At 69.5% G+C, this 22465-nt stretch carries 24 protein-coding genes, 1 tRNA gene, 1 pseudogene and 1 riboswitch; of the genes and pseudogenes, 8 read left to right on the top strand and 18 right to left on the bottom strand.

What is annotated here, in order from left to right; translation table 11 throughout:
- Nucleotides 1–28: 28 nt before the first annotated feature.
- Nucleotides 29–424: a hypothetical protein gene (locus AB0G47_RS09595; protein ID WP_360766130.1), complete on the bottom strand. Its 396-nt coding sequence runs from the start codon at nucleotides 422–424 to the stop codon at nucleotides 29–31.
- A 1090-nt stretch (nucleotides 425–1514) separates the two neighbouring features.
- The gene (locus AB0G47_RS09600; RefSeq protein ID WP_360766133.1) at nucleotides 1515–2498 is read right to left on the bottom strand and encodes a WYL domain-containing protein; all 984 of its coding nucleotides are present in this window, start codon (nucleotides 2496–2498) and stop codon (nucleotides 1515–1517) included.
- 207 nt (nucleotides 2499–2705) lie between these two features.
- Between AB0G47_RS09600 and AB0G47_RS09605 the strand changes: the two genes are divergently transcribed.
- A complete protein-coding gene (locus AB0G47_RS09605) occupies nucleotides 2706–3101 on the top strand; it encodes a RidA family protein (RefSeq protein WP_360766582.1) in 396 nt (131 codons plus the stop codon).
- Nucleotides 3102–3138: 37 nt separating this feature from the next.
- Here the strand turns inward: AB0G47_RS09605 and AB0G47_RS09610 are convergent, their stop codons facing one another.
- Nucleotides 3139–4380, bottom strand: coding sequence for an NAD(P)/FAD-dependent oxidoreductase (locus AB0G47_RS09610; RefSeq protein WP_360766136.1), 1242 nt, complete (start codon nucleotides 4378–4380; stop codon nucleotides 3139–3141).
- Between the two features lie 157 nt (nucleotides 4381–4537).
- Between AB0G47_RS09610 and AB0G47_RS09615 the strand changes: the two genes are divergently transcribed.
- Nucleotides 4538–4840 carry a hypothetical protein gene (locus tag AB0G47_RS09615; protein ID WP_266866565.1) on the top strand — a complete coding sequence of 101 codons (303 nt, stop codon included), beginning with the start codon at nucleotides 4538–4540 and terminating at the stop codon, nucleotides 4838–4840.
- Nucleotides 4841–5112: 272 nt separating this feature from the next.
- On the opposite strand, the gene AB0G47_RS09620 is transcribed toward AB0G47_RS09615, so the two are convergent.
- The 3 genes from AB0G47_RS09620 to AB0G47_RS09630 all read right to left on the bottom strand — a co-directional run bounded on the left by AB0G47_RS09620 (nucleotide 5113) and on the right by AB0G47_RS09630 (nucleotide 8146).
- The gene (locus AB0G47_RS09620) at nucleotides 5113–5622 is read right to left on the bottom strand and encodes a hypothetical protein (protein WP_360766139.1); all 510 of its coding nucleotides are present in this window, start codon (nucleotides 5620–5622) and stop codon (nucleotides 5113–5115) included.
- Nucleotides 5623–5708: 86 nt separating this feature from the next.
- A complete protein-coding gene (locus AB0G47_RS09625) occupies nucleotides 5709–6716 on the bottom strand; it encodes a helix-turn-helix domain-containing protein (RefSeq protein WP_360766142.1) in 1008 nt (335 codons plus the stop codon).
- A 218-nt stretch (nucleotides 6717–6934) separates the two neighbouring features.
- Entirely contained in the window at nucleotides 6935–8146 is a 1212-nt protein-coding gene (locus AB0G47_RS09630) for a DUF445 domain-containing protein (RefSeq protein ID WP_360766145.1), read from the bottom strand.
- 471 nt (nucleotides 8147–8617) lie between these two features.
- Between AB0G47_RS09630 and AB0G47_RS09635 the strand changes: the two genes are divergently transcribed.
- Complete coding sequence (locus tag AB0G47_RS09635; RefSeq protein WP_360766147.1) at nucleotides 8618–9940, top strand: SGNH/GDSL hydrolase family protein; 1323 nt, start codon at nucleotides 8618–8620, stop codon at nucleotides 9938–9940.
- Between the two features lie 89 nt (nucleotides 9941–10029).
- On the opposite strand, the gene AB0G47_RS09640 is transcribed toward AB0G47_RS09635, so the two are convergent.
- The 4 genes from AB0G47_RS09640 to AB0G47_RS09655 are packed head-to-tail and all read right to left on the bottom strand — an operon-like array spanning nucleotide 10030 to nucleotide 13480.
- Complete coding sequence (locus AB0G47_RS09640; RefSeq protein ID WP_360766150.1) at nucleotides 10030–10839, bottom strand: DUF1707 domain-containing protein; 810 nt, start codon at nucleotides 10837–10839, stop codon at nucleotides 10030–10032.
- Nucleotides 10840–10872: 33 nt separating this feature from the next.
- The gene (locus tag AB0G47_RS09645; protein ID WP_360766153.1) at nucleotides 10873–11838 is read right to left on the bottom strand and encodes an ATP-binding cassette domain-containing protein; all 966 of its coding nucleotides are present in this window, start codon (nucleotides 11836–11838) and stop codon (nucleotides 10873–10875) included.
- 6 nt (nucleotides 11839–11844) lie between these two features.
- A complete protein-coding gene (locus tag AB0G47_RS09650; protein ID WP_360766585.1) occupies nucleotides 11845–12609 on the bottom strand; it encodes an ABC transporter permease in 765 nt (254 codons plus the stop codon).
- Between the two features lie 49 nt (nucleotides 12610–12658).
- Nucleotides 12659–13480, bottom strand: coding sequence for an ABC-2 family transporter protein (locus AB0G47_RS09655; protein ID WP_360766156.1), 822 nt, complete (start codon nucleotides 13478–13480; stop codon nucleotides 12659–12661).
- Between the two features lie 186 nt (nucleotides 13481–13666).
- Between AB0G47_RS09655 and AB0G47_RS09660 the strand changes: the two genes are divergently transcribed.
- Nucleotides 13667–16165 carry a transglycosylase domain-containing protein gene (locus tag AB0G47_RS09660; RefSeq protein WP_360766159.1) on the top strand — a complete coding sequence of 833 codons (2499 nt, stop codon included), beginning with the start codon at nucleotides 13667–13669 and terminating at the stop codon, nucleotides 16163–16165.
- 12 nt (nucleotides 16166–16177) lie between these two features.
- On the opposite strand, the gene AB0G47_RS09665 is transcribed toward AB0G47_RS09660, so the two are convergent.
- The 3 genes from AB0G47_RS09665 to AB0G47_RS09675 all read right to left on the bottom strand — a co-directional run bounded on the left by AB0G47_RS09665 (nucleotide 16178) and on the right by AB0G47_RS09675 (nucleotide 17401).
- Nucleotides 16178–16498: an SMR family transporter gene (locus AB0G47_RS09665; protein ID WP_160505255.1), complete on the bottom strand. Its 321-nt coding sequence runs from the start codon at nucleotides 16496–16498 to the stop codon at nucleotides 16178–16180.
- A 47-nt stretch (nucleotides 16499–16545) separates the two neighbouring features.
- A riboswitch (guanidine-III (ykkC-III) riboswitch) is annotated at nucleotides 16546–16610 on the bottom strand.
- Between the two features lie 61 nt (nucleotides 16611–16671).
- Nucleotides 16672–16974, bottom strand: coding sequence for a co-chaperone GroES (locus AB0G47_RS09670; protein ID WP_190080540.1), 303 nt, complete (start codon nucleotides 16972–16974; stop codon nucleotides 16672–16674).
- 97 nt (nucleotides 16975–17071) lie between these two features.
- Nucleotides 17072–17401 (bottom strand): DUF3618 domain-containing protein, encoded by a 330-nt coding sequence (locus tag AB0G47_RS09675; RefSeq protein WP_360766162.1) that lies wholly within the window; start codon nucleotides 17399–17401, stop codon nucleotides 17072–17074.
- A gap of 157 nt (nucleotides 17402–17558) precedes the next feature.
- Here AB0G47_RS09675 and bcp point away from each other — a divergent pair, with 157 nt between their 5' ends.
- The 4 genes and pseudogenes from bcp (at nucleotide 17559) to AB0G47_RS09695 (ending at nucleotide 19524) form a co-directional block, all read left to right on the top strand.
- The gene (bcp, locus tag AB0G47_RS09680; RefSeq protein ID WP_360766165.1) at nucleotides 17559–18026 is read left to right on the top strand and encodes a thioredoxin-dependent thiol peroxidase; all 468 of its coding nucleotides are present in this window, start codon (nucleotides 17559–17561) and stop codon (nucleotides 18024–18026) included.
- A gap of 177 nt (nucleotides 18027–18203) precedes the next feature.
- A pseudogene (locus AB0G47_RS09685) lies at nucleotides 18204–18756 on the top strand (HNH endonuclease signature motif containing protein); the annotation flags it as partial.
- Nucleotides 18753–19436 carry an HNH endonuclease signature motif containing protein gene (locus AB0G47_RS09690; RefSeq protein WP_360766167.1) on the top strand — a complete coding sequence of 228 codons (684 nt, stop codon included), beginning with the start codon at nucleotides 18753–18755 and terminating at the stop codon, nucleotides 19434–19436. The pseudogene AB0G47_RS09685 and the gene AB0G47_RS09690, both read left to right, overlap by 4 nt.
- A gap of 10 nt (nucleotides 19437–19446) precedes the next feature.
- A tRNA-Leu gene (locus tag AB0G47_RS09695) sits at nucleotides 19447–19524 on the top strand.
- Between the two features lie 59 nt (nucleotides 19525–19583).
- Here the strand turns inward: AB0G47_RS09695 and rdgB are convergent.
- The 5 genes from rdgB to AB0G47_RS09720 form a co-directional block, all read right to left on the bottom strand.
- Nucleotides 19584–20189 (bottom strand): RdgB/HAM1 family non-canonical purine NTP pyrophosphatase, encoded by a 606-nt coding sequence (rdgB, locus tag AB0G47_RS09700; RefSeq protein WP_360766170.1) that lies wholly within the window; start codon nucleotides 20187–20189, stop codon nucleotides 19584–19586.
- Nucleotides 20190–20217: 28 nt separating this feature from the next.
- Nucleotides 20218–20613, bottom strand: a complete 396-nt coding sequence (locus tag AB0G47_RS09705) for a hypothetical protein (RefSeq protein ID WP_360766173.1) — start codon at nucleotides 20611–20613, stop codon at nucleotides 20218–20220.
- 157 nt (nucleotides 20614–20770) lie between these two features.
- The gene (locus tag AB0G47_RS09710; protein ID WP_360766174.1) at nucleotides 20771–21163 is read right to left on the bottom strand and encodes a hypothetical protein; all 393 of its coding nucleotides are present in this window, start codon (nucleotides 21161–21163) and stop codon (nucleotides 20771–20773) included.
- Between the two features lie 129 nt (nucleotides 21164–21292).
- Complete coding sequence (rph, locus tag AB0G47_RS09715; RefSeq protein WP_360766177.1) at nucleotides 21293–22042, bottom strand: ribonuclease PH; 750 nt, start codon at nucleotides 22040–22042, stop codon at nucleotides 21293–21295.
- 90 nt (nucleotides 22043–22132) lie between these two features.
- Nucleotides 22133–22366 (bottom strand): PTS glucose/sucrose transporter subunit IIB, encoded by a 234-nt coding sequence (locus AB0G47_RS09720; RefSeq protein WP_160505264.1) that lies wholly within the window; start codon nucleotides 22364–22366, stop codon nucleotides 22133–22135.
- Nucleotides 22367–22465 lie beyond the last annotated feature (99 nt).

Below are 22465 nucleotides of genomic sequence, written 5' to 3' on the forward strand. Positions count from 1 at the left end.
CCGTCGGCACGGCTGGCGTTGTGGGCTGCTAGTCCCAGTACGTGACCCCGTCGCCGCCCTCGGGGTTCGCCGTCGAGAGCATGAACTCTGCCTTGTTGTTCGAGCCGTCCACGTAGTCGCCGATGTTCTTGAAGGTCAGGCAGCCGCCGTTGCTCCTCTTCGACGAGACCTTGCGGGACTCGGTCTTGTCGTACTCCCACAGGGCATACGTGTACGTGTCCGACGTGGGGTCGACGCATGCCATGAAGCTGCCACCGCCGGAGTGGACGTAGCTCCTGAACCAGAGGTGGAGTTCCACGTCGCGGTTCTTGAACGTGCTGGCGCCCCTGTAGTCCCAGCCCGACGAGGCATGTGCGAAGCCTGAACCGGTTGCTACCAGTGCAGAGGCGAAGAGTGTTACGCCGATCGCCTTGAGCTTCTTCATGTCAGTGCTTACCTGTGTTGCTGGTATTGCTGGTGTTGCGACGGGGGGGCGCGCGGGTGAGCCTGCGCCTTTGCCCGACATATACGAGCGTTTCATGAGAGGTCAACGTCTCCCCAACACGGCCTCAGCCTCAGAGGAGTTGCCTTGTCCCGCACCACCCCACCGCCCCTCCTCGACGTAGAGGCCCTCTTCCCCGCCATCGCGCCCCTCCGTCGCGAGGCCGTGCGGCTGCATCCTCGGCGCGGGCAGCCCGGGCCGGGGGACAGTTCCGTGGGTGGGGCGCTGGCGTGGCCGGCCGCCGAGGCCTGGCCGCACTGTGGGGACTCGCATCCGCGGACACGGTTCGCACCCACCGACGACGGAATTGCGCAGCCCATGGTTCCGGTGCTTCAGCTGTACGCGCGTGACGTTCCCGAACTGCCCTTCCCCGAGGGCACCGACGTACTGCAAGTCCTGTGGTGTCCCTTCGATCACGAGGCCGGGTATGTGCCTCGGCCCGAGATCTTCTGGCGGGACAGCGCGCGGTGTGGGCCGCTCGTCGAGGAGCCGCCGCGGCCCGTCGGTGCACGTGACGACTATCTGCCGGATCCCTGCGTGCTGCACCCCGAGCGTGTCGTCGAGTATCCGAGCTGGGATCTCGATGACGAGGTCGCGGAGGAGCTAGAGGAGGCGTTCGAGGAGATGGAGGATCGTGCCGAGGAGGACGGGAGTCCCTGCGCCTACTGGTCGCATCTCAGCGTTGCTCCCGGCATCAAGGCCGGCGGCTATCCGAGTTGGACCCAGGATCCCTACTGGCCCACCTGTCCAGGTGAGTGCGGGCAGCGTATGCGGCATCTCGTGACCATCAAGAGTGCCGAGTTCGACGGGGCCTCATGGCGGCGGTGGGTGCCTGTCGAGGACAGGTCCGGCGCGGGTGACGACGGGTGGAGCGTGTTTGCGCTTCCCTACGAGGAGCGGAACGCCCTGCAGTGCGCGCCCGGCATCATGCTCGGCGACATGGGTGGCATGTATCTCTTCGTCTGCGGGCACGGCTGTCCCGGCATGCCCTTCCGGTACCACTCCGACTGCGGGCTCTCCCCATGCGCTGCCCTCAGGATGAGGCGCCGTAGCGGGTCGCCATCGCTGCCGCCCGGTTGCGCAAGGCCGTGCGCAGCGACCGCGGCGTCAGGGCCTCCGCATCCGTGCCGAGTTGCCACAGCGCCCACTCGGCGTGACGGGGGTCCTGGAAGGTCACCTCCAGGCGCAGCCACCCCTCTGCGTCGGGGGCGGGTTCTTCCGCGCGGACTGCCAGGGCCATGTCCAGCAGCTCCTCGCGTCGTGTCGGGTTCACGCGTATCAGCACGGTGATGTGGTCGCTGTCGGAGAGGAAGCGCGCGGAGCGTTCCCGCCAGATCCGGTCCAGATCTACGCGGGTCGGTCGCTGTGCCGGTTCGGGGAGTTCCTCGGCGGCCAGCAACCGCGACAGGCGGTACGTACGGTCCGCGCCGGATCTCGTGGCCAGCAAGTAGCCCCGGTCTCGTACGGTGACCAGGCCGATCGGGTCCACCGTGCGCCACTGTGGCGGCCGGCCCGTGGCCGCGTAGTGGATGCGCAGTTTGTGGCCGGCTAGTACAGCGCGCCGGACCTCGACCATGGTGGTGGTGTCGGGTGCCTCCTCGGTGGCCGACCGGCGTGAGAGCAGGTCTGTCTCCGGGTCTACGAGGAATCGCTGGACCGCGTCGCTCGCGGTGGCCCGGTGGCCTTCGGGCAGCGCGTCAACCACTTTCCGCATGGCCGAAGCGAGTGCCGAGCCGAGGCCGAACGTCTGCTCCCCGCGGCCCGATCCGGCGGTCAGCAGGGCGAGGGCCTCGTCGTGATTGAGACCGGTGAGCTCGGTCCGGAAACCGGGCGACAACGCGAAACCGCCGTACCGCCCGCGTTCGGCGTAGACCGGGACGCCGGCCGCGGACAGCGCCTCGATGTCGCGCAGCACGGTGCGGGTGGATACCTCCAGCTCGCGGGCCAGCGTGTCCGCAGTCAGCCGGCCGCGCTGGCGCAGGAGTAACACCAGTGAGACCAACCGGTCGGCGCGCATGCGGGAACTTTAGCGAGATACGTGACCAAGGATGTCGTGATTAGTTGCGAGGCTCGTTGACGCGACAACACGGCGTCGAAGTACGGCGTCGAAATTTGGCGTCGAAATTTGGCGGCTACCGAGCCGATCGACGTGCGTACGTGCGTACGTACGCACTCCTCATGAACCGAAGAAGCGAATGGAGCTGACGTGACAACTGACGTGACAGTGGAGCGAACTGCGGTCAACCCGGTTACCTGGTCTGCGGAGTTGGGGTTCAACCAGGGTGAGGTCGTCTCCGGGCACACCCGGACCCTCTACGTCTCGGGGCAGACCGCGATGAGCGATGACGGCAAACCCCAGCACGACGGGGACATGGCGGCGCAGTTGGCGCTGAGCATCGACAACCTGGAGGCCGTGCTCGCCGAGGCCGGCATGTCTCTCGCCAACCTCGTCCGGCTCAACGTCTACACGACCGACGTCGAGCTGCTCTTCCCGCACTACGGCGTTCTGGCAGGGCGGTTGGGCGCCGCAGGCGTGGCGCCGACCAGCACGATGCTCGGGGTGACCCGACTTGCGGTCCCCGGCCAGATGGTCGAGCTGGAGGGCACCGCCGTCGCGTGATGCCCCCCCCGACGACGACTCCGGGGGCCGGGCCGCCCTAGTCCACCCGCTCATCCCAGTCGATCCGGTGGTCGAACTGCCACGTCCCCCATACCGAACCGGCTCCCACCTTCGTCGCCACCGGAAGCACCGCGTCCCGGAGCGCGCGGGTCAGGGGACCCGCCGGCTTCGGGGACGCCGTGCGGGCCGCGGCCGAGGTGGATGTCGGGGTGGACGTGGCGTGCTTGAGGATGCGGGACACCCGGGGGCGGCGCAGGGACTCGTACGCCCTGAAGGCCTTGGAAGGGGGCAAGTCCCGTAGGCAGCGGGCCAGTTGGACTGCGCTCTCCGAGGCGAGGGATGCGCCTTGGCCCGACGCGGGGGGTGTTGCGTGCGCCGCGTCGCCTATCAGGGTCATGCGGCCTCGGCTCCAGGTGCCGAGCGGGGGCATGTTCTCCGTGGGGCCCGTGATGAGGAGGGCGGGGGCCGGGGTGGAGTCGAGGAGTTCCGTTGCCGCCGTGCGGTCGTCCGTGAACGCCTCCGTCAGGCGGTTCAGCCACGCCGCCGGGCCGACCGAGCGTGCCTCCGCCGTCGTCATGGGTTCGCGGTGGGGCAGGGTCACGGACCATACCGCCGAGCCGTCGTCGAAGATCTGGTACGTCATGTACGCCCGCTTGCCGAGGCATTGGTGCAATACGCCGGAGGTGGAGGGGAGTTCGGTCTCCGTCACCCTCGCGGTGAAGGTAAGTGTCCCGCCGTAGTGGGGAGTTGGGGCCGAGGGGTCGATCAGGGGGCGGACCGTCGAGCGCAGGCCGTCCGCGCCGATCAGGATGTCCGCCCTCGCCAGCGAGCCGTCCGCGAAGCGGGCCGTGACGCCCGCGCCGGTGTCCGTCGCGTCCAGCAGGCGCTTGCCCCGGTGGATGGGGATCTCGCGGCGTGCCGCCTCCTCGTCGATCGCCTCGTGGAGGTCCGCGCGCCAGACGAAGCGGGTCGGCGGGAGGTCGGGGGGCGGGGTCAGGCCGGCGAGGTGCCTGCCTGTCCAGCTGCGCAAGGACGTTGACGTCACCGGGGTGCCGATCTCGCTCACCATGTCCGCCGCGTCGATCGCGGACAGGGCCTGCTGGCCGTTGGGGGCGATCGTCATGCCGGGGCTCGGGCCCACGCGCTTCGTGGCGTCGTACGCCTCGTACACCGTTGCCTCGATGCCCGCCTTGTGCAGCGCCATCGCCGCTACCGGGCCTGCGATGCCGCCCCCGATGACCAGGGCGGTACGGGCGCGGGTGGGGGTTCGCGCGGTCATTTCTGGTATCGGTCCCTCGTCGGGTGCGGTGTACCACCAAACCTATGCGGGACGGGGCCCCTCGCCGCAAGGCCTTCCAGGCGGCGCGTTAGCCTCGGCCGCAGACGTATTGAGGACGTATCGGCCGGAAGCAACGGACAACGGAAGCGAGGCAGGCATGGCGAAGGTACCGGCGGCAGCAGTGGCCGCCACGGGGCTTGTCGGAGGGTTCGCCGTCGCCCGGTGGACCAAGAAGCGGCCGCTCGGTGGCGTCGTGCTCGCCGCCGCGGGCGCCGTCGCCGCGAAGGAGTGGCAGGCCAAGGCGGGCGGCAGGACCGCCGCCGCGCTCAGCACCGCGTACGTCGCCGCCTTCGCGGGGTCGCACCCGCTGGCCAAGAAGGTCGGGGCGTGGCCCGCGGTCTTCGGGGTCGCCGGGGGCGTGGGGCTTGCCAGTTGGGCGCTTGTGGACCGGCGAGGCTGAACTGGGCTGGGGCGGCGACGGGTTCAGGCCTCGCCGCCGCCGCTGAGCGGGCAGGTCACGCTTCGCCGCCCCTGAGCGGGGCTCACGCCTCGCTGTCCCTCAGCGCGCAGATCACGCCCCGCTGCCCCTGAGCGGGCAGGTCACGCCTCGCCACCCCCGAGCCTCGCCACCCCCGAGCAGGCAGTTCACGCCCCGCTGTCCCTCAGCGGGCAGCTCACGCCCCGCTGTCCCTGAACAGGCAGATCACGCCCCGCCGCCCCCGAGCGGACAGCTCACCCCTCGCTGTCCCTGAACAACCGCGCGAAGCCCGCCACCGCCAAGACCCCCGCCCCCATCACCAGCGTGAAGAACGCCCACGCCACCGGCCACACCGCCGCGTCCGGCTCCGGGTGGCTGTCGAAGGACACGTACATCAAGGCCGCCGGCGGTCCGGCCACCAGGAGCAGCGCCAAGACGAGGCGGTCCCGGAAGCCGAAGTAGGCCGCGAGGGCCAGCATCGACACCGCCAGGAAGATCACTCCCGGCGCCGACACCGGTGACGTCTCGTTGATCGCGCCCGGCGTCTCGGGGCGATTGCGCAGGTCCCAGGGGAGACAGACGAGGTACGCCGCGGCCGCAAGCGCCGCCCCCGCGGCGCGGGTCGCCCAGCGCTCCAGCAGGGGGCGCTTCGGCAACTGGCTCAGCAGGTTCAGCCAGTTCAGCCGGCTCAGCCGGTCCAGCCGGTTCGCCGCGCCGTGCGGTATCGCGCGCATCGCGCTCATGTGCATCGACTTTGCCGTCATGCGTACGAGGCTGCCGGGCGGGGCGGCGGGGCCGACAGAGTACGCGTACTCAGATCGCCGGCGGGGCCGGCGGCGACCCGGCCCCCTTACGCGCCCCGCGTTCCCCTGAACGTCATCCGGTACGCGCCCGGCGACACCCCGAGCCCCGCCTGGAAGTGCTGCCTCAGCGACGCCGCCGTGCCGAAGCCCGCGTCCGCCGCGATGCGGTCGACCGTGTGGTCCGTCTCCTCCAGGAGCGCCCTCGCCCGGTCGATCCGGCGCTGGGTCAGCCACTGCATCGGGGTCAGGCCGGTCTCCTCGCGGAAGCGGCGGCTGAAGGTGCGTACGCTCATCGACTCCCGGTCGGCCATCTCTCGGAGCGTCAGCGGCTCGCCAAGGCGCGTCAGGGCCCATCCGCGGGCCCGGCCCGTCGACGCCGTGCGGGGTTCCGCCACCGGGCGGCGGATGTACTGGGCCTGGCCGCCCTCGCGATGTGGGGGTACGACGGTGCGGCGGGCCACGTCCGCCGCCACCGCCGCTCCGTGGTCGCGGCGGATCATGTGCAGGCAGAGGTCGATGCCGGCCGCCTCGCCCGCCGAGGTGAGGACCTCGCCCTCGTCCACGTACAGGACGTCCGGGTCGACCGTCACGGTCGGGAAGGTGCGGGCGAACAGGTCCGTGGAGAGCCAGTGCGTCGTCGCCCTGCGGCCGTCCAGGAGGCCGGCTGCCGCGAGGACGAAGGCGCCGGTGCAGATGGAGGCGATGCGGGCGCGGGCGCCGGCGCCTGTGGCGGACTTGAGCGTTGCGGCGAGGGCCGGTGGCAGGGCGCCCGGCAGGAGCGACTCGTCCTCCTCGTGCGAGGCGGGGACGATGACCGTGTCGGCGGTCGTGATGGCCTCGGGGCCGTGTTCCGCGTAGATGGGGAAGTCGGCGTCCGTGCGGATGCGGCCGGGGGTCAGGGCGCAGGTCAGGGGCTTGTAGAGGGGTTCTCCGGAGGGGGAGCGGGCGTTGCCGAAGAGCTGGTGGATCAGGCCCAGCTCCATGGGGAGTACGCCGTGTCTTACGAGGACTGCGAGCTTGTGGGGGCTGGTGTTGGTGGGCAGCTCGGCGCTCATGGGGTGATCCTCACAGCAACTTCCTTTCCCCAACCCCGCCCCTTCCCGAAAACCCGCTGGCGCGGGGGCCTTGCGCGCCGTCATCACCGGCTTCGCCGAGTTCGTCCTCAAACTCCCCCAAGCTCTTAAAGAGCAGGGGGGACCCCCTCGACGGGCTGGACTTATCGCCGGACGGGCTGGAAAGCCAAGGCAGGGCACGCCTGGCGAAACAGCAGCCCTCACGCCCCCACCCCCCGCGAAACCGTATAGATCACCAACCCCGCCAACGACCCCACCACCGTGCCGTTGATCCGAATGAACTGCAGGTCACGCCCAATATGCGCCTCGATCTTCTTCGACGTGTGCTCCGCGTCCCAGCCCGCCACCGTGTCCGTGATCAGGGACGTGATCTCGTTCTGGTACGTCGTGACGACGTACACCGCCGCGCCCTCGACCCAGCCGTCGACCTTCTCCTGGAGTCGCGCGTCCGTCGACATCCGCGCGCCCAGCGACAGGAGGGCCGCCCGCACCCGCAGGCGCAGCTCGCTGCGTTCGTCCTCCGCCGCGGCCACGATCATCTGGCGTACCGCGGCCCAGGCCGACGCGATCAGGTCCTGTACCTCGCCGCGGCCGAGCACCTCCCGCTTGAGGCGTTCGACGCGTTCGCGGGTGTCGGAGTCGGACTGGAGGTCGGCGGCGAAGTCGGCGAGGAAGCGGTCCACGGCGCCGCGCGCCGGGTGCTCCGGCATGTCCCGCATCTCGGCGAGGAAGCGGAGCAGTTCCTTGTAGACGCGCTCGCCGACCTTCTTGTCGACGAACCGCGGGGTCCAGCCGGGGGCGCCGCCCTGCACGGCGTCCATGACCGACTCGTCGTGCTCCACCAGCCAGTCGTGGGCGCGTACGCAGACCAGGTCCACGACGCGTTTGTGGCCGCCGTCCGCAACCACCTTCTCCAGCATCTTGCCGATGCCCGGCGCGATCTCCTGGGCGTCGGCACGGCGCGTGATGGCCTCGCCGACGACCGCCTGGACGTCGGAGTCGCGCAGGACCGTCAACGCTCCGCGCAGCGCCGTCGCCAGTTCGGCCGTCACCCGGTCGGCGTGCGCGGGCTCGGCAAGCCAGCTGCCGAGGCGGCCGCCGATGCCGACGGCGCGCAGCCGGTCGCGTACGACATCGGACGAGAGGAAGTTCTCGCCCACGAAGTCGCCCAGCGATGCGCCCAGTTGGTCCTTCTTGTTGGGGATGATGGCCGTGTGCGGAATGGGCAGGCCCAGCGGGTGGCGGAAGAGCGCGGTCACGGCGAACCAGTCGGCGAGCGCGCCGACCATGCCCGCCTCTGCGGCCGCGGCGACATAGCCCGCCCAGGCTCCGGCACCCGAGTTCTGCGCCCATTTCGCCAGGACGTAGACGAGTGCGACGAAGACGAGGAGGCCCGTCGCTGTGATCTTCATCCGGCGGACGCCACGCCGCTTCTCCTCGTCGGCGGGGCTGTATATGAAGCCGCCGCCGCGCGCCGGGCCGTCCGCGGCGCGTGAAGGGCGCGGCCCGCGGGCATGCTGCCCAGTGTCCGCTTCAGCCGACGGTGCCGCTTCAGCCGACCGTGCCGCTTCCGACACCTGCGCCGCCTGCCCCACCTGCGCAGCCCGTGCCGCCTCTGCCGCATCCTCCGGATTTGATGGTTCCGTACGATCCACTCAATCCACCTGGCCCGTTCGCGTCGTCCTCATCCGCATTGTCCCCATCTCCGCGCGTCCCTTCCTGGCGAGCGCGTCCCTTCCTGACGACTCCTGGAACGGACGACAAGTTCCCGGCGTCTCATTGGTCGGAGGGGGGCAGTGTCGGCCGCCTCACGGCCCATGACGCATCATGGGGTGATCACATCGGAGCCTCGGGCTCCCCCTGCTCGAGGAGACACAGCCCGCATGACCAAGCGTCACGGTTATGCCCTGCTAGCCGCGGTCCTCGCGGTGATAGTGGTGATTTCTGCCGCCATATACGTCGGTGTGTCGCGCACCGACGACGGTTCGCAGGACACCATCAGCGCGGGTCCGCGCTCTCCGCGCAACTCCGCGGCGCCTGCCTCCGCGGGCACCTGGGTCGGCACCTGGGCGGCGTCACCCGCGGCCGCCGAACCGAACACGCATCAGCGCGGCTTCGCGGGCCGCACGATCCGCAACGTCGTGCACACCAGCGTCGGCGGCGACAGCGCCCGCATCACTCTGTCGAACCTGTACGGCCGGCAGCCGCTGAGCATCACGCACGCCTCGATCGCCGTCGCCGCCGGGTCGAACAACCCGGCCGTGGCGCCGGACACACTGCGCCGCCTGAACTTCAACGGCAACACGTCGGTGGTGATCCCCGCGGGTGAGCAGGTGATGAGCGACGCGGTCCGGCTGCGGGTGCCGCACGACGGTGATCTGCTGGTCACGACGTTCTCGCCGACCCCGTCGGGCCCGGTCACCTTCCACCCGCACGCCCGCCAGGTCAGCTTCGTCGCCGACGGCGACCGTACGGAGGACCCGAACGGCCAGGCGTTCGCCCAGCAGAGCACGTCGTGGCGCTATCTGTCGGCCGTGGACGTCCTGAGCAACGAGTCGGACGGCACCGTCGTCGTCTTCGGCGACTCGCTCACCGACGGCATCTCCTCCACCATGGGCGCCAACGCCCGCTGGACCGACGCGCTCGCCGACCGGCTGCGCGACGAGTCGGGCGCCCCGCGCTACGGCGTCGTGAACGAGGGCATCAGCGGCAACCGCATCCTCTCGGACGGCAACGGCACCCCCGCCGACAACCCGAGCGGCCTCTCCCGCTTCGACCGGGACGTACTGAACCGAACGGGTGTCAAGGCCGTCGTGATCGCGCTCGGCGTCAACGACATCCTGCGCAACCCGCACCAGAACGACCCCGACCGGATCGTCGAGGGCCTGCGCGAGCTCACCCGGCAGGCGCACACCCGCGGCCTGCGGGTCGTCGGGGCCACGCTCATGCCGTTCGGCGGGCACCGGGGGTACGAGACGGAGCTGGAGAACGTGCGGCAGGCCGTGAACAAGGAGATCCGGGAGGGCAAGGTCTTCGACGAGGTCGTCGACTTCGACAAGGCCCTGCGGGATCCGTACGACCCCCGCAAGCTGCGCGGCCAGTACGACTCGGGCGATCACCTGCACCCCAGCGACGCCGGCTACCGCAAGATGGCCGAGACGTTCAACCTGGTGCACCTGAAGGGGTCCGCGGCCGCCGAGCTGTAGGCATGCCAGCCGGGGGTCCATCTGGCCCCCGGCACCCCCGGACGCTCACTCCAGCTCCCGGCCCGGCGCTCATCGCGCCTGCGCCGGTGCTACTCGCCGCCTCCGCCGCCGTAGTCCCCAGGCGACGGGTGCGATGAATCGCCCTTCCGGTGACGCTGCTCGATCCCTTGGCGCTTCCGCTCCGCCCGGTCCGCGTGCATCGCGCGCCACTCGTCGCGGCGCTCCAGGCGCTCACGGCGCCGCCGCTCCTTCATCCGCAGCTTCTCTTCCTTGAGCCGCAGCTTCTCCTGCCTGCGCACCTTGCGGTCCACGCCGACGCCGCCCATCAGGGCGAAGCCCTTGACGACCACACGCGGGGAGTCGGGGGTGCCCACGCCCGTCGCGTTGTCGTCGAAGCCGCCCATGATGCCGAAGCCCTTGACGACGACGTTCATCTCCGGCGGCACGACGACCTGCAGGCCGCCCATGATCGTGTAGCAGCGGATCTCGACGTCGCGCGTCGCGAACCGCGCCTCGCGCAGGTCGATCTCGCCGCCGCCCCACATCGCGAACGCGGTGAACGTCCGCCCGACCGTCCAGCCGCCCTTGCGGGTGAAGCCGCTCCAGAAGGCGAAGCCCCCGGTCGACGTGGCCTCGCCGCCCATCCGCTCGGCCCAGTCGATGGCGTCGGGGTCGTCGCTCACCGGCCGCTTCACCATGGACACCCGGCCGGGGTGCGAGGGGAGATCGCGGGTGATGGGCGCCAACTCACCGTACGTACGCGCTTTGTACGTCGCGTCGAGGCGCTCCTCGAACTCCGTCATGTCGAGGCGGCCCTCGGCCATCGCGTCCCGGAGTTGTTCGGCGACCCGCTCGCGGTCGGCGTCGGAGGCCCGGAGTTCGGGGAGTTCTTCACTCATGCGGAGCAGCCTACGAGACTCATGAAGGACAGCCTACGAAGTCACCTTCTCCGCGTACATCTTGGCGATGACCGCCTCGATGTCGGGCTCCCTGACCGAGAGGTCGGCCATCGGATACTCGGCCGCGATCCGCGCGACAAGCGGAGCCGCCGACTCCGCCGCCGGGAAGGCGAGCCACTGCCGCGGCCCCTCCACCTTCACCACACGCGCCCCGTCGACCTCGATGGGCAAAAGCTCCCGCTCCAGATCCACCACCAGGGTGCGCTCACTCTCCCCCACCTCGTGAAGACCCGCGAGGGCACCGTCGTACATCAGACGCCCGTGGTCGATGACCATCACACGCTTGCAGAGCTGCTCGATGTCGGTCAGGTCGTGCGTGGTCAGCAGGACCGTCGTGCCCGACTCGGCGTTCAAGTCCCGCAGGAACTCCCTGACTTTGGCCTTGCTGATGACGTCCAGGCCGATCGTCGGCTCGTCCAGGTACAGGACCTCAGGATCGTGAAGGAGCGCCGCAGCGATGTCACCGCGCATCCGCTGCCCGAGCGAGAGCTGCCGCACCGGGACGTCCAACAGGGCGTCGAGTTCGAGGAGTTCGACACACCGGCCCAGGTTTTCCTTGTAACGGGCGTCCGGGATCCGGTACATCCGGTGCATCAGACGGTACGAGTCGATCAGCGGCAGGTCCCACCACAGCGTCGTACGCTGCCCGAAGACCACGCCGATGCGCTGGGCCAGGCGGGTCCGCTCCCGGGACGGGTCGATGCCCGCGACGCGCAGCCGACCGCCGCTCGGCGTCAGAATCCCCGTGAGCATCTTGATCGTCGTCGACTTGCCCGCGCCGTTCGGCCCGATGTAGCCGACCATCTCGCCGCGCGGCACGGTGAAGGAGATGCCGTCCACGGCACGCACCTCGTGGTTCGCCCGCCGCAGGAAACCGGTCTTCTTGCGTACGTCGAAGACCTTCTCGACGCCGTCGAGCTCAATGAGGTCTGTTTCCACGGCAGTTCAGCTCCCTGTGCTGCGGTACGAACGAAGGCCCGCGCGCCAGGCGAGACCGGCCAGGGCAAGAGATCCCGCGGCCACCAGCGGCGGCGTGAACGCCACCCACGTCGGCAGGTCCAGCGGATAGGGCCGCCCCAGGACGTACAGCGCGGGCAGCCAGTTCACAAAGGCGAGCGGCAGCACGAAGGTGACGCCCCGCACCAGCTCCTTGGCGAAGACGGTCGGCGGATACTGCAGCAGCGTGGTGCCGCCGTACGTGAAGGCACTCTGCACCTCGGCGGCGTCCTGCGCCACGAACTGGAAGGCCGCACCCGCCACGAACACCGCCGCGAAGATCCCCGCACCGGCCAGCAGCATCATCGGCACCATCAGGACCTTCAGCGCGGTCCAGTCGATGTCCAGCACCACGAGCGCGTACCCGAGGACCAGCGCCCCCTGGGTGACCCGCCCGAGCCGGTGCAGCCCGAAGCGGTCGGCGGCGACCTGCGCTATGACCGGCGCAGGACGCACCAGAAGCGTGTCGAGCGTCCCGTCGCGGACCCGCCTGCCAAGACGGTCCACGGACCCGATCGCGAGATCCGCGAAGCCGAACGCCGTGCACGACGTGCCGTACAGGAAGGCGATCTCGGCGAGCGAGTAGCCGCCGAGCCGGTCCACCTGCGAGAACATCAGCAGGATCGCCACGAAGTCGAACGCGGTCACCGCGAAGTTGCCGAACGCCGTCATCGCGAAGGACATCCGGTACGCCATCAGGGACCGGATCCACATGGCCGAGATCAGCCGGTAGGCCCGCAGCCCGCTGCGCACCTGCGCCAGGTCAGCCACCCTGGACCACCACCCGTCGCGTCGCCACGGCCTGCAGCAGCCGCCCGGCCGTGAGCAGCGCCGCCGCCCAGCCGATCTGGAAGGCGTACGTCGCAAGAAGGTCGACGCCGGTGTGCTTGCCGAGGAACACGTCGGCGGGCACCTGGAGCAGCGCCGACCAGGGCAGTGCGCGGGCGAACTCGCCGAGCGCGCCCGGGAAGACGTTCAGCGGGAGCAGCATCCCCGAGAAGAAGGTGCCCGCGAGCAGCGCCATCTGGGACACGCCCGCGCCGTCCATCAGCCAGAACGCGGAGAGCGCCACCAGGAACCGGATCGCGAAGCTGACCACCATGCCGAGCACGACCGCCACCAGGAACGCAAGCCAGCGCAGGGCGTCCGTGGGCAGCGCAAGGTCGAAGACGAGCGCCCCGACCACCATCGGCACCACCCCGCGCCCGACCAGCTGGAAGAACGCCCGGCCCAAATCGCTCGCCAGCCACCAGGCCTGCAGGTCGGCGGGCCGGTACAGATCGATCGCGATGTCCCCGGTACGGATCCGCTCGATCAGCTCGCCCTCGAAACCGCCGCCCATCAACGCCATCACCGTGAGCATCGCCTGCCCCAGCCACACGAACGTCAGGGCCTGCGACTGGTCGTAGCCGCCGAGCCCCGGCCGTTCATCCCAAAGGGCGATGTAGGTGTACGCGAGGATCAGCCCGAAGACGGTATTCGTGAAGACCCCGGCCAGGGTCGCGATCCGGTAGGTGGCGTACCGCCTGAACCCTCCCCGGGCGACGGCCGCGTACAAGCGGAACCGTCCTGTGCGCACACGCATCCCCTTTAGCGAGAGCCTTGCCCCGTTCCGGGCCAAAGGGTCGGAGCCTAGTGCGGTCGATGGCGCCCGTGCCAGGCAATTTCCACGCCCGGCGCGTGCCTGGCGCGGAACGCGCGAATCGACAGTGTGCAATGGCTCGTACGAGGCGTACGTGACGTACGACGCGAACCGGGAGTTCCACCAGACATGAGCAGCGACGAGCCGCAGCAGCAGGGTGCCCAGGGGCCCAAGGGCTGGGCGCCCCGCGAACCTGTGGACACCCCTGGCGCCTCCGGCACCCCTGAAGGCACGGCGGACGCGCCGGGACCCGAAGGACAGGCAGGACAGGCAGGACAGGCAGGACAGGCAGGCAAGAAGGGCAAGAAGCCCAAGCGCCCCAAGCGCAAGGGCTGGCGGCGGATCTTCCCCACCTGGCGCATGGTCCTCGGCGGCTTCATCCTGATCGTCCTGCTCTGCGTCGGCGGCTTCGTCGCCGGCTACCTCATCGTCGACATCCCCCCGGCCAACGCGGCGGCCACCGCACAGAGCAACGTCTACCTGTACGCCGACGGCACCCAGCTCGCCCGCGACGGCGAGGTCAACCGCGAGAACGTCCCCCTCAGCCAGATCCCCAAGAAGGTCCAGCACGCCGCGCTGGCCGCCGAGGACCGCGACTTCTACAGCGAGTCCGCCATCGACCCCAAGGCGATGATCCGCGCGGCCTGGAACACCGTCACCGGCAAGGGCAAACAGTCCGGCTCCACGATCACCCAGCAGTTCGTCAAGAACTACTACCTGGGCCAGGAGCAGACGGTCACCCGCAAGGTGAAGGAGTTCTTCATCTCGATCAAGCTGGACCGCGAGGTCAGCAAGGACGACATCCTCGCCGGCTACCTCAACACCAGCTACTTCGGACGCAACGCGTACGGCGTACAGGCCGCGGCCCAGGCGTACTTCGGCAAGGACGTCGACGACCTGGACACCGCGCAGGGCGCCTACCTGGCGACGCTCCTCAACTCCCCCAACGCGTACGACGTCGCCACCCACCCCGAGAACAAGCCGCGCGCCGTGGGCCGCTGGAACTACGTCCTCGACGGCATGGTCAAGGAGGGCTGGCTCAGCCCGTCCGACCGGGCGAAGATCAAGTTCCCGACGCCCAAGGAGGCCAAGGGCGCCTCCGGCCTCTCCGGGCAACGCGGCTATCTCGTACAAGCCGTCGAGGACTATCTGACGACCAACAAGATCGTCGACGAGGACACCCTCGCCAGGGGCGGCTACCGCATCACCACCACGCTCCAGAAGGACCGCCAGGACGCCTTCAAGAAGGCCGTCGACGACCAGGTGATGTCCAAGGTCGACAAGGACGCCCGCAAGGTCGACCGGAACGTCCGCGCGGGCGGCGCGTCCATCGACCCCGACACCGGCAAGGTCGTCGCGATGTACGGCGGCATCGACTACACGAAGCAGTACGTCAACAACGCGACCCGCCGCGACTACCAAGTGGGCTCCACCTTCAAGCCGTTCGTCTTCACCTCGGCCGTGGAGAACGGATCGGTCACCCAGGACGGCCGCCTGATCACCCCGAACACGATCTACGACGGCACCAACAGGCGCCCGGTGCAGGGCTGGGACGGCGGGACGTACGCCCCCGAGAACGAGGACAACGTCGACTACGGCAACATCACCGTCCGCGAGGCCACCGACAAGTCCGTCAACTCGGTCTACGCGCAGATGGCCGTCGACGTCGGCTCGGACAAGGTCAAGGACACGGCCGTCGCCCTCGGCGTCCCGGAGTCCACGCCCGACCTGACCGCGTCCCCGTCCATCGCGCTCGGCCCGTCCACCGCCAGCGTCCTGGACATGACGGAGGCGTACGCGACGCTCGCCAACCACGGCAGGCACGGCACGTACACGATGGTCGAGAAGGTCACCAAGGGCGGCCAGGAAGTCGAACTGCCCGAGCAGAACACCGAGCAGGTGGTGAGCCGCGAGGCCGCCGACACCACCACGTCCATCCTGCAGAGCGTCGTCGACGGCGGCACCGGCACGGCCGCACAGGCCGCGGGCCGCCCGGCGGCGGGCAAGACCGGCACCGCCGAGGAGGACAAGGCGGCCTGGTTCGCGGGCTACACCCCGGAGTTGGCCACGGTGGTCGCCGTGATGGGCCAGGACCCGAACACCGGCGCGCACACCCCGCTGTACGGGGCGCTCGGCCAGGCCCGCATCAACGGCGGCGCCTACCCGGCGCAGATCTGGGCGCAGTTCACCAGGGACGCCCTGCAGGGCGAGCCGGTCCAGGACTTCGACCTGCGCCTTGCGGAGGGCGCCGACGTACCGGCGATCCCGGACCCCACGGACATCGGCGAGGACCCGACGCCCGGCGGAGAGACCACCGGCGGGGAGACCCCCGGCCAGGACCAGGGCCAGACGCAGGGGCAGGACCAGGGACAGACGCAAGGCCAGACCCAAGGCCAGGACCAAGGGCAGACCCAGGGCCAGGACCAGGGACAGACCCAGGGCCAGACGGACGGTGGCGCCACCGACGGCGGCGCCACGGACGGCGGGGCGGTCGACGGCGGCCAGACCGACGGCGGCGCGGCCCAGGGCGGCCAGACCGACGGCGGCGCCGCGGACGGCGGCGAGACCGACGGAGGCGCCCTGGGCGGCCTGACGGACGGCTCGACGGCCAGAAGCCGACCCGAGTGACCCCCTGATCCCCTAGTGCCCCGAGGTCGCCTTCAGCCCCACCACAGCGACCAACAACAGAACAACGAAGAAGATCCGGGCGGCGGTCGCCGGCTCACCGAGCACCATCATCCCGACCACCGCCGCACCGGCGGCACCGATGCCGACCCACACGCCGTACGCGGTACCGATGGGCAGCGTCTTGGCGGCGTGCGAAAGCAGCATCATGCTCGCGACGATCCCGAGTCCGGTGAACACGCTCGGCCACAGCCGCGTGAACCCCTCGGTGAACTTCATCCCGATCGACCAGCCCACTTCGAGCAGACCGGCGACGATCAACAGAACCCATGCCACGACGGCACCTCCGGCAACAGGAACGCGGAAACGCGTTCTTCTTTGGGGGTGCGTCGTCTTTGCGGAATCCCGGTACGGCGCGTCTCGTCGGGTAACTCCAAGGTAGCAAAAGACACACAAAAGGGGCTGGTGACGATGGTCACCAGCCCCTTGCCCAAGCTGCCCCAGGCGTCCTACAGATACAGGCCGGTCGAGTCCTCGGACCCCTCGAACCGATCGGCGGCCACGGCATGCAGATCGCGCTCGCGCATCAGCACATACGCCACGCCCCGCACCTCGACCTCGGCCCGGTCCTCGGGGTCGTACAGAACCCGGTCACCCGGCTCCACGGCCCGCACGTTCTGCCCGACGGCGACCACTTCCGCCCAGGCCAGACGCCTGCCGACGGCGGCGGTCGCGGGGATCAGGATGCCGCCGCCCGACTTGCGCTCGCCCTCGGCGGTGTCCTGCCGCACGAGCACACGGTCGTGCAGCATCCGGATGGGCAGCTTGTCGTCGTGGGAACCGCGTCCCTTGCTGTTGGCGCTCACGCCCCGAACCTACCTGCCGTGGGCACGCCCGTACGATCCCGGGTCAACCCTTGCGACGCCGCGAGGACACCGTCAGGACCCCCACGAGCGCCACGGCCACCAGCGCCACCGGCACGATGCGCTCGAGCCGGGGCGCCCCGTCGTCACGGACGAGATGCCCCTTCACATCAGAGACGATCCTGTTCGCCCCCACGTACACCCGCCCGAGGGAGTTGTCCACCTTCGCCGCGACCTTGGCCTTGGCGTCCCCGACGATCGTCTTCGGGTGGACCCGCACCCCGATCTCGTCGAGGGTCTCGGCGAGCGTCTCGCGGCGGCGCTTGATGTCCGCCTCGATCTGCGCCGGGGTCCTGATATCCGACGTGTCCGACACCGCGCTGCCTCCGTGGTCGTGTCCGGCTGTCTGTTCCTGCTGATACGTATCCCCGACAGTCTGTCAGCTCCACCCGCACCGCACCCCACGGCACCCCTATTACGCTCGACTCCATCACCACACGTTGTTACGAGCACCCCGCGCGAGGAGACCGAAGATGAGCGAGCGACTGCAGCCCGGCGACACAGCCCCCGCCTTCACCCTGCCCGACGCCGACGGCAAGGACGTCTCCCTCGCCGCCCACAAGGGCCGCAAGGTCATCGTCTACTTCTACCCGGCCGCGCTGACCCCCGGCTGCACCAAGCAGGCGTGCGACTTCACGGACAACTTGGACGTACTGGCGGCGGCGGGCTACGACGTGATCGGCGTATCCCCCGACAAGCCGGAGAAGCTCGCCAAGTTCCGCGAGAAGGAAAACCTGAAGGTGACGCTGGTGGGCGACCCGTCGAAGTCGGTCCTCGAGGAGTACGGCGCCTTCGGCGAGAAGAAGCTGTACGGCAAGACGGTGACGGGCGTGATCCGCTCGACGATCGTGGTCGACGAGGCGGGCAAGGTGGAACACGCCTTCTACAACGTGAAGGCAACGGGCCACGTAGCCAAGATCATCAGGGACCTGGGCGTCTGAGGCGCCTCCCCCTCCCCTCCGGAACGGCCCGCCCCACTTGCCCGCGCAAGTGAGGCGGGCCGTTCCGCATTCCGGACGTAACAGTCCGACTATCGGTTCGTTAGCCCGTGCGAGGCTGCGAACGCGCGGCCGGATACGGAGGGGAACGATGCCGGTCAGTCCGTACACCAGGGAACGCCTGGTAGTTCGACGCGGCGGTACATCCATGAGCGGATGAAGAAGCTTGGGGTGGATACGTCGCACTTCGAGCGGGAGGGGGCTCGGTGGACGCGGGAAGTGCTTGAGCCTGCGGTGTCGGCGTCCCTGAGCGTGAACGACGTGCTGCGATATCTGGGGATCGAGCTCGTGGGCGGCCATCACACGAACAATCAGCCGCCGCATCAAGGCATACGGCATCGACACGTCACACTTCGCAGCTCCGACGCGCACCGGAGACGCGATGCGTGACATCCGTAGGCGACAAGCACCTTCGGAGATCTTGGTCGGGGGCGCTACCCGCCGCGTGCCCAGCACTCGACTCAAACGAGCCATGGCCGAGCTCGGCGTGGTCGAGCAGTGCGCCATCTGTGGGGTGGAACCCCTGTGGCTAGGACAGCCATTGCCCCTTGAGGTCGATCACCTCGACGGCGACTGGCGCAACAACCGGATCGGGAACCTGCGACTGCTGTGCCCCAACTGCCACTCGACCACGGATACTTACCGCGGTCGCGCAAAGGGGCGGCGGCCGTGACCGAGCCCGTTCGCTACACCCGCGAGTTGCTCGCGAAGGCCGCCGAGAGCTGTTCGACGATCGAGGAGGTCATCGCATTCCTGGGAACACGCCCCTACCGAAATCTGCGCCGCCATCTTTTCAAGCGCTTCGACGACTTCGGGATCGACACCTCACACATGCCGCGTCGCCGTCGAGGCGTCGCGTGCCTCAAGCCCTCCTCCGAACAACTGCAACGGGCGGTAACGGAGAGCTCGTCCATCGCAGGGGCGCTTCGCACCTTGGACCGACCGGTGAGCAGCCGATCACGTTCCCTGTTTTCCCAGTGGGCAGCTGAGGACGGACTGGACGTATCCCATTTTCTCGGTCAGGCCCACCAGCGGGGTCGACGGGGGACAGTGCCTCGGAAGCGACCTGCGGATGTGCTGGTCAAGCATGACGGACAACGTCGCACCAAGACGTCCCACCTGCGCCGGGCACTCCGCGAAGTTGGCGTCCCCGACCAGTGCGACCAGTGCGGCACCCCACCGGAGTGGAACGGGAAGCCCATGACGCTGGAGATCGACCACGTCAACGGCGACTGGAGCGATGACCGGCGCGAGAACCTGCGGCTGTTATGTCCCAACTGCCACGCAATCACCAGCACATGGTGCAGAGGTGGCCGTCGACGTACAAGCAACTTACGCGGCCCAGTAAAGTAGGCGGAGCTGCGGGCCCGTATCCCAGCAGGCTAGAGGATGCCGGTTTAGATCCGGTATGTCGTGGGTTCGAGTCCCACCGGGCCCACCACGAACGAGGGCCCGCCTCGCGCACCCCGCGAGCCGGGCCTTCGTCGTACGTACGTCTCCTCAGCCCAACAACTCCCGAACCACCGGCACCAACGCCCGAAACGCCTTCCCCCGATGGCTGATCGCGTTCTTCTCCTCGGCGGAGAGCTCCGCGCACGTGCGCGTCTCGCCCTCCGGCTGGAGGATCGGGTCGTAGCCGAAGCCGTTCGTGCCGGACGGGGTGTGGCGCAACACCCCCCGCAGCTGGCCCTCCACCACTCGCTCCGTGCCGTCCGGCAGGGCCAGGGCCGCGGCGCAGGCGAAGTGGGCTCCGCGGTGGGTGTCGGTGTCGATGTCGCCGAGTTGGGCCAGCAACAGCTCCAGGTTCGCGCGGTCGTCGCCGTGTTTGCCTGCCCAGCGGGCGGAGAAGATGCCGGGGGCGCCGCCGAGTACGTCGACGCAGAGGCCGGAGTCGTCGGCGACGGCGGGGAGGCCGGTGGCGCGGGCGAGCGCGTGAGCCTTCAGCAGGGCGTTCTCGGCGAAGGTGACGCCGGTTTCCCTGACGTCGGGGATCTCGGGGTAGGCGTCCGCGCCGACGAGGTCGTGAGGCAGACCTGCGTCGGCGAGGATCGACCTGAGTTCCGTGATCTTGCCGGTGTTGCGGGTGGCGAGGATGAGGCGGGTCATGGCCACCAGTATCCGCGCCCGCTTTCCGTTACGGCGTGCAGACCTTGGTCAGTTCGCCGGCCGCGTCCACCACCGGGCCGACGTCCGGTGTCGCGTCGCCGTCCTTGATGGCCTGGCGGACGTTGTCGACAGCCTTGTCGACGTCGTCGACGGCCTTGTTCACGTCGGCGTCGTCGGTCTTGTCGCCGATCTCGTCGAGGTTCTTGCCGATGTCGTCGAGCGCCTTGTCGGCCTTCGTCGGGTCGTTGGCCGCGCCCTCGACGGCCGTCTTCAGGTCGTCGACGCTGTCGGCGATGGAGTCGGCGGTCTGGACGCAGTCGAGCGCCTTGTTGACGGCGTCGCAGCCGACAAGGCCGATGCCTGCCGGCACGGCGATCAGGACGGCGGTGACGGCGGTGGCGATACGTCGGTGGCGCGCGGCCATGGTTCGGTCCCTCCCCAGGGGGTGCGGACGGGCGCACGGCTTGGCCCGTGCGCCCGTACTCGTAAGAACGCCCCTAAGGGGCTTGATGGTTGCTTGCCGGATCGGTGACCCGTGCATTTACTTGATCGCTGCGGGCCCGCGGACGGCCTTGATGACCTTACGGGGTGCAGGCCTTGGTGACCTTGCGGCCCGCGCTCACGACGGGGGTGAGGTCCGGGGTCCTGTCTCCGTCGTCGACCGCTTCCTCGACGTTGTCCACTGCCTTCTTCATCTCGTCGACGGCGTCGCGGATGTCCTGGTCGTCGTTCTTGTCGCGGATTTCGTCGAGGTCCGATGTGATGCTGTCGAAGGATTCGTCGGCCTTCTCCGGGTAGAGGGCCGCCTCCTGGGCGGCCTTGCGCAGGGCGTCGGCGCCGTCGGAGACCGCGTCGGCCGCGCGGGCGCAGTCGACGGCGTCGCCCGGCTCGCAGGCGGCGAGTCCGAGGGCTCCTGGGACGAGCAGCAGGGTCGTGACGGTGGCGACGACGAGACGGCGGTGACGCGCGACCATGGGTGAAGCCCTCCCCGGGACACGGGTGAGCGCGCGGCCTGGCCCGCGCGCCCGTCGTATCCGTGACAACGCCGTCGGGGGTCGGACGGTTGACCGGCCGCCGTCAACCGGCGGCGCGGACAGCGCGATTCAGCCGTTCTGGAGGGTCGCTTCCAGTGCCTGGCGCTGGAGGGCGGCGAGTTCGTCGCAGCCGCCGACGGCGAGGTCGAGGAGCGCGTTGAGCTCCTTGCGGTCGAACGGCTCGGCTTCGGCGGTGCCTTGGACCTCGACGAAGCGGCCGTCGCCGGTGCAGACGACGTTCATGTCGGTGTCGGCCTTGACGTCTTCCTCGTAGCAGAGGTCGAGGAGCGGTACGCCGCCGACGATGCCGACGGAGACGGCGCTGACGGTGTCGGTGAGGGGCTTGCGGCCGTGCTTGATGAGCTTCCTGCCCTGGGCCCAGGCGACGGCGTCGGCGAGGGCGACGTACGCGCCGGTGATGGCGGCGGTGCGGGTGCCGCCGTCGGCCTGGAGGACGTCGCAGTCCAGGACGATGGTGTTCTCGCCGAGTGCCTTGTAGTCGATGACGGCGCGGAGGCTGCGGCCGATGAGCCGGGAGATCTCGTGCGTGCGGCCGCCGATCTTGCCGCGTACGGATTCGCGGTCGCCGCGGGTGTTGGTGGAGCGCGGCAGCATCGAGTATTCGGCGGTGACCCAGCCTTCGCCGCTGCCCTTGCGCCAGCGCGGCACGCCTTCGGTGACGGAGGCGGTGCAGAAGACCTTGGTGTCGCCGAAGGAGATGAGGACGGAGCCCTCGGCGTGCTTGCTCCAGCCGCGCTCGATGGTGATGGGGCGGAGCTGTTCGGGGGTGCGGCCGTCGATGCGGGGCGTTGAGGACATGGGGTTGAGCCTATCCGGACATGGCTGAGGGGCCCTTCCCCGTGGTCGGGTCGTGGTGGGGAAGGGCCCCTCTGCGGTGAGTTCAGTCGCTCACATCATGTCTTCGATGTCCGCGGCGATCGGGTCGGCGTCCGTGCCGATGACGACCTGGATCGCGGTGCCCATCTTGACGACGCCGTGGGCGCCTGCGGCCTTCAGGGCGGCGTCGTCGACCAGGCTCGGGTCGTTGACCTCCGTGCGGAGGCGGGTGATGCAGCCCTCGACCTCTTCGATGTTGTCGATGCCGCCGAGCCCGGCAACGATCTTCTCAGCCTTGCTGGCCATGGTGTTCTCCCTGTTCTTAAGGACGCGGCCTCACCACACCGTAGGTCCGCTTTGTCACGGTAACGCACGGTTGGAGCATCTTCGCGGGCGGATACGGCA

It is taken from the genome of Streptomyces sp. NPDC021622, from assembly GCF_040640795.1.
In the GTDB taxonomy this organism is placed as follows: Bacteria; Actinomycetota; Actinomycetes; order Streptomycetales; family Streptomycetaceae; genus Streptomyces.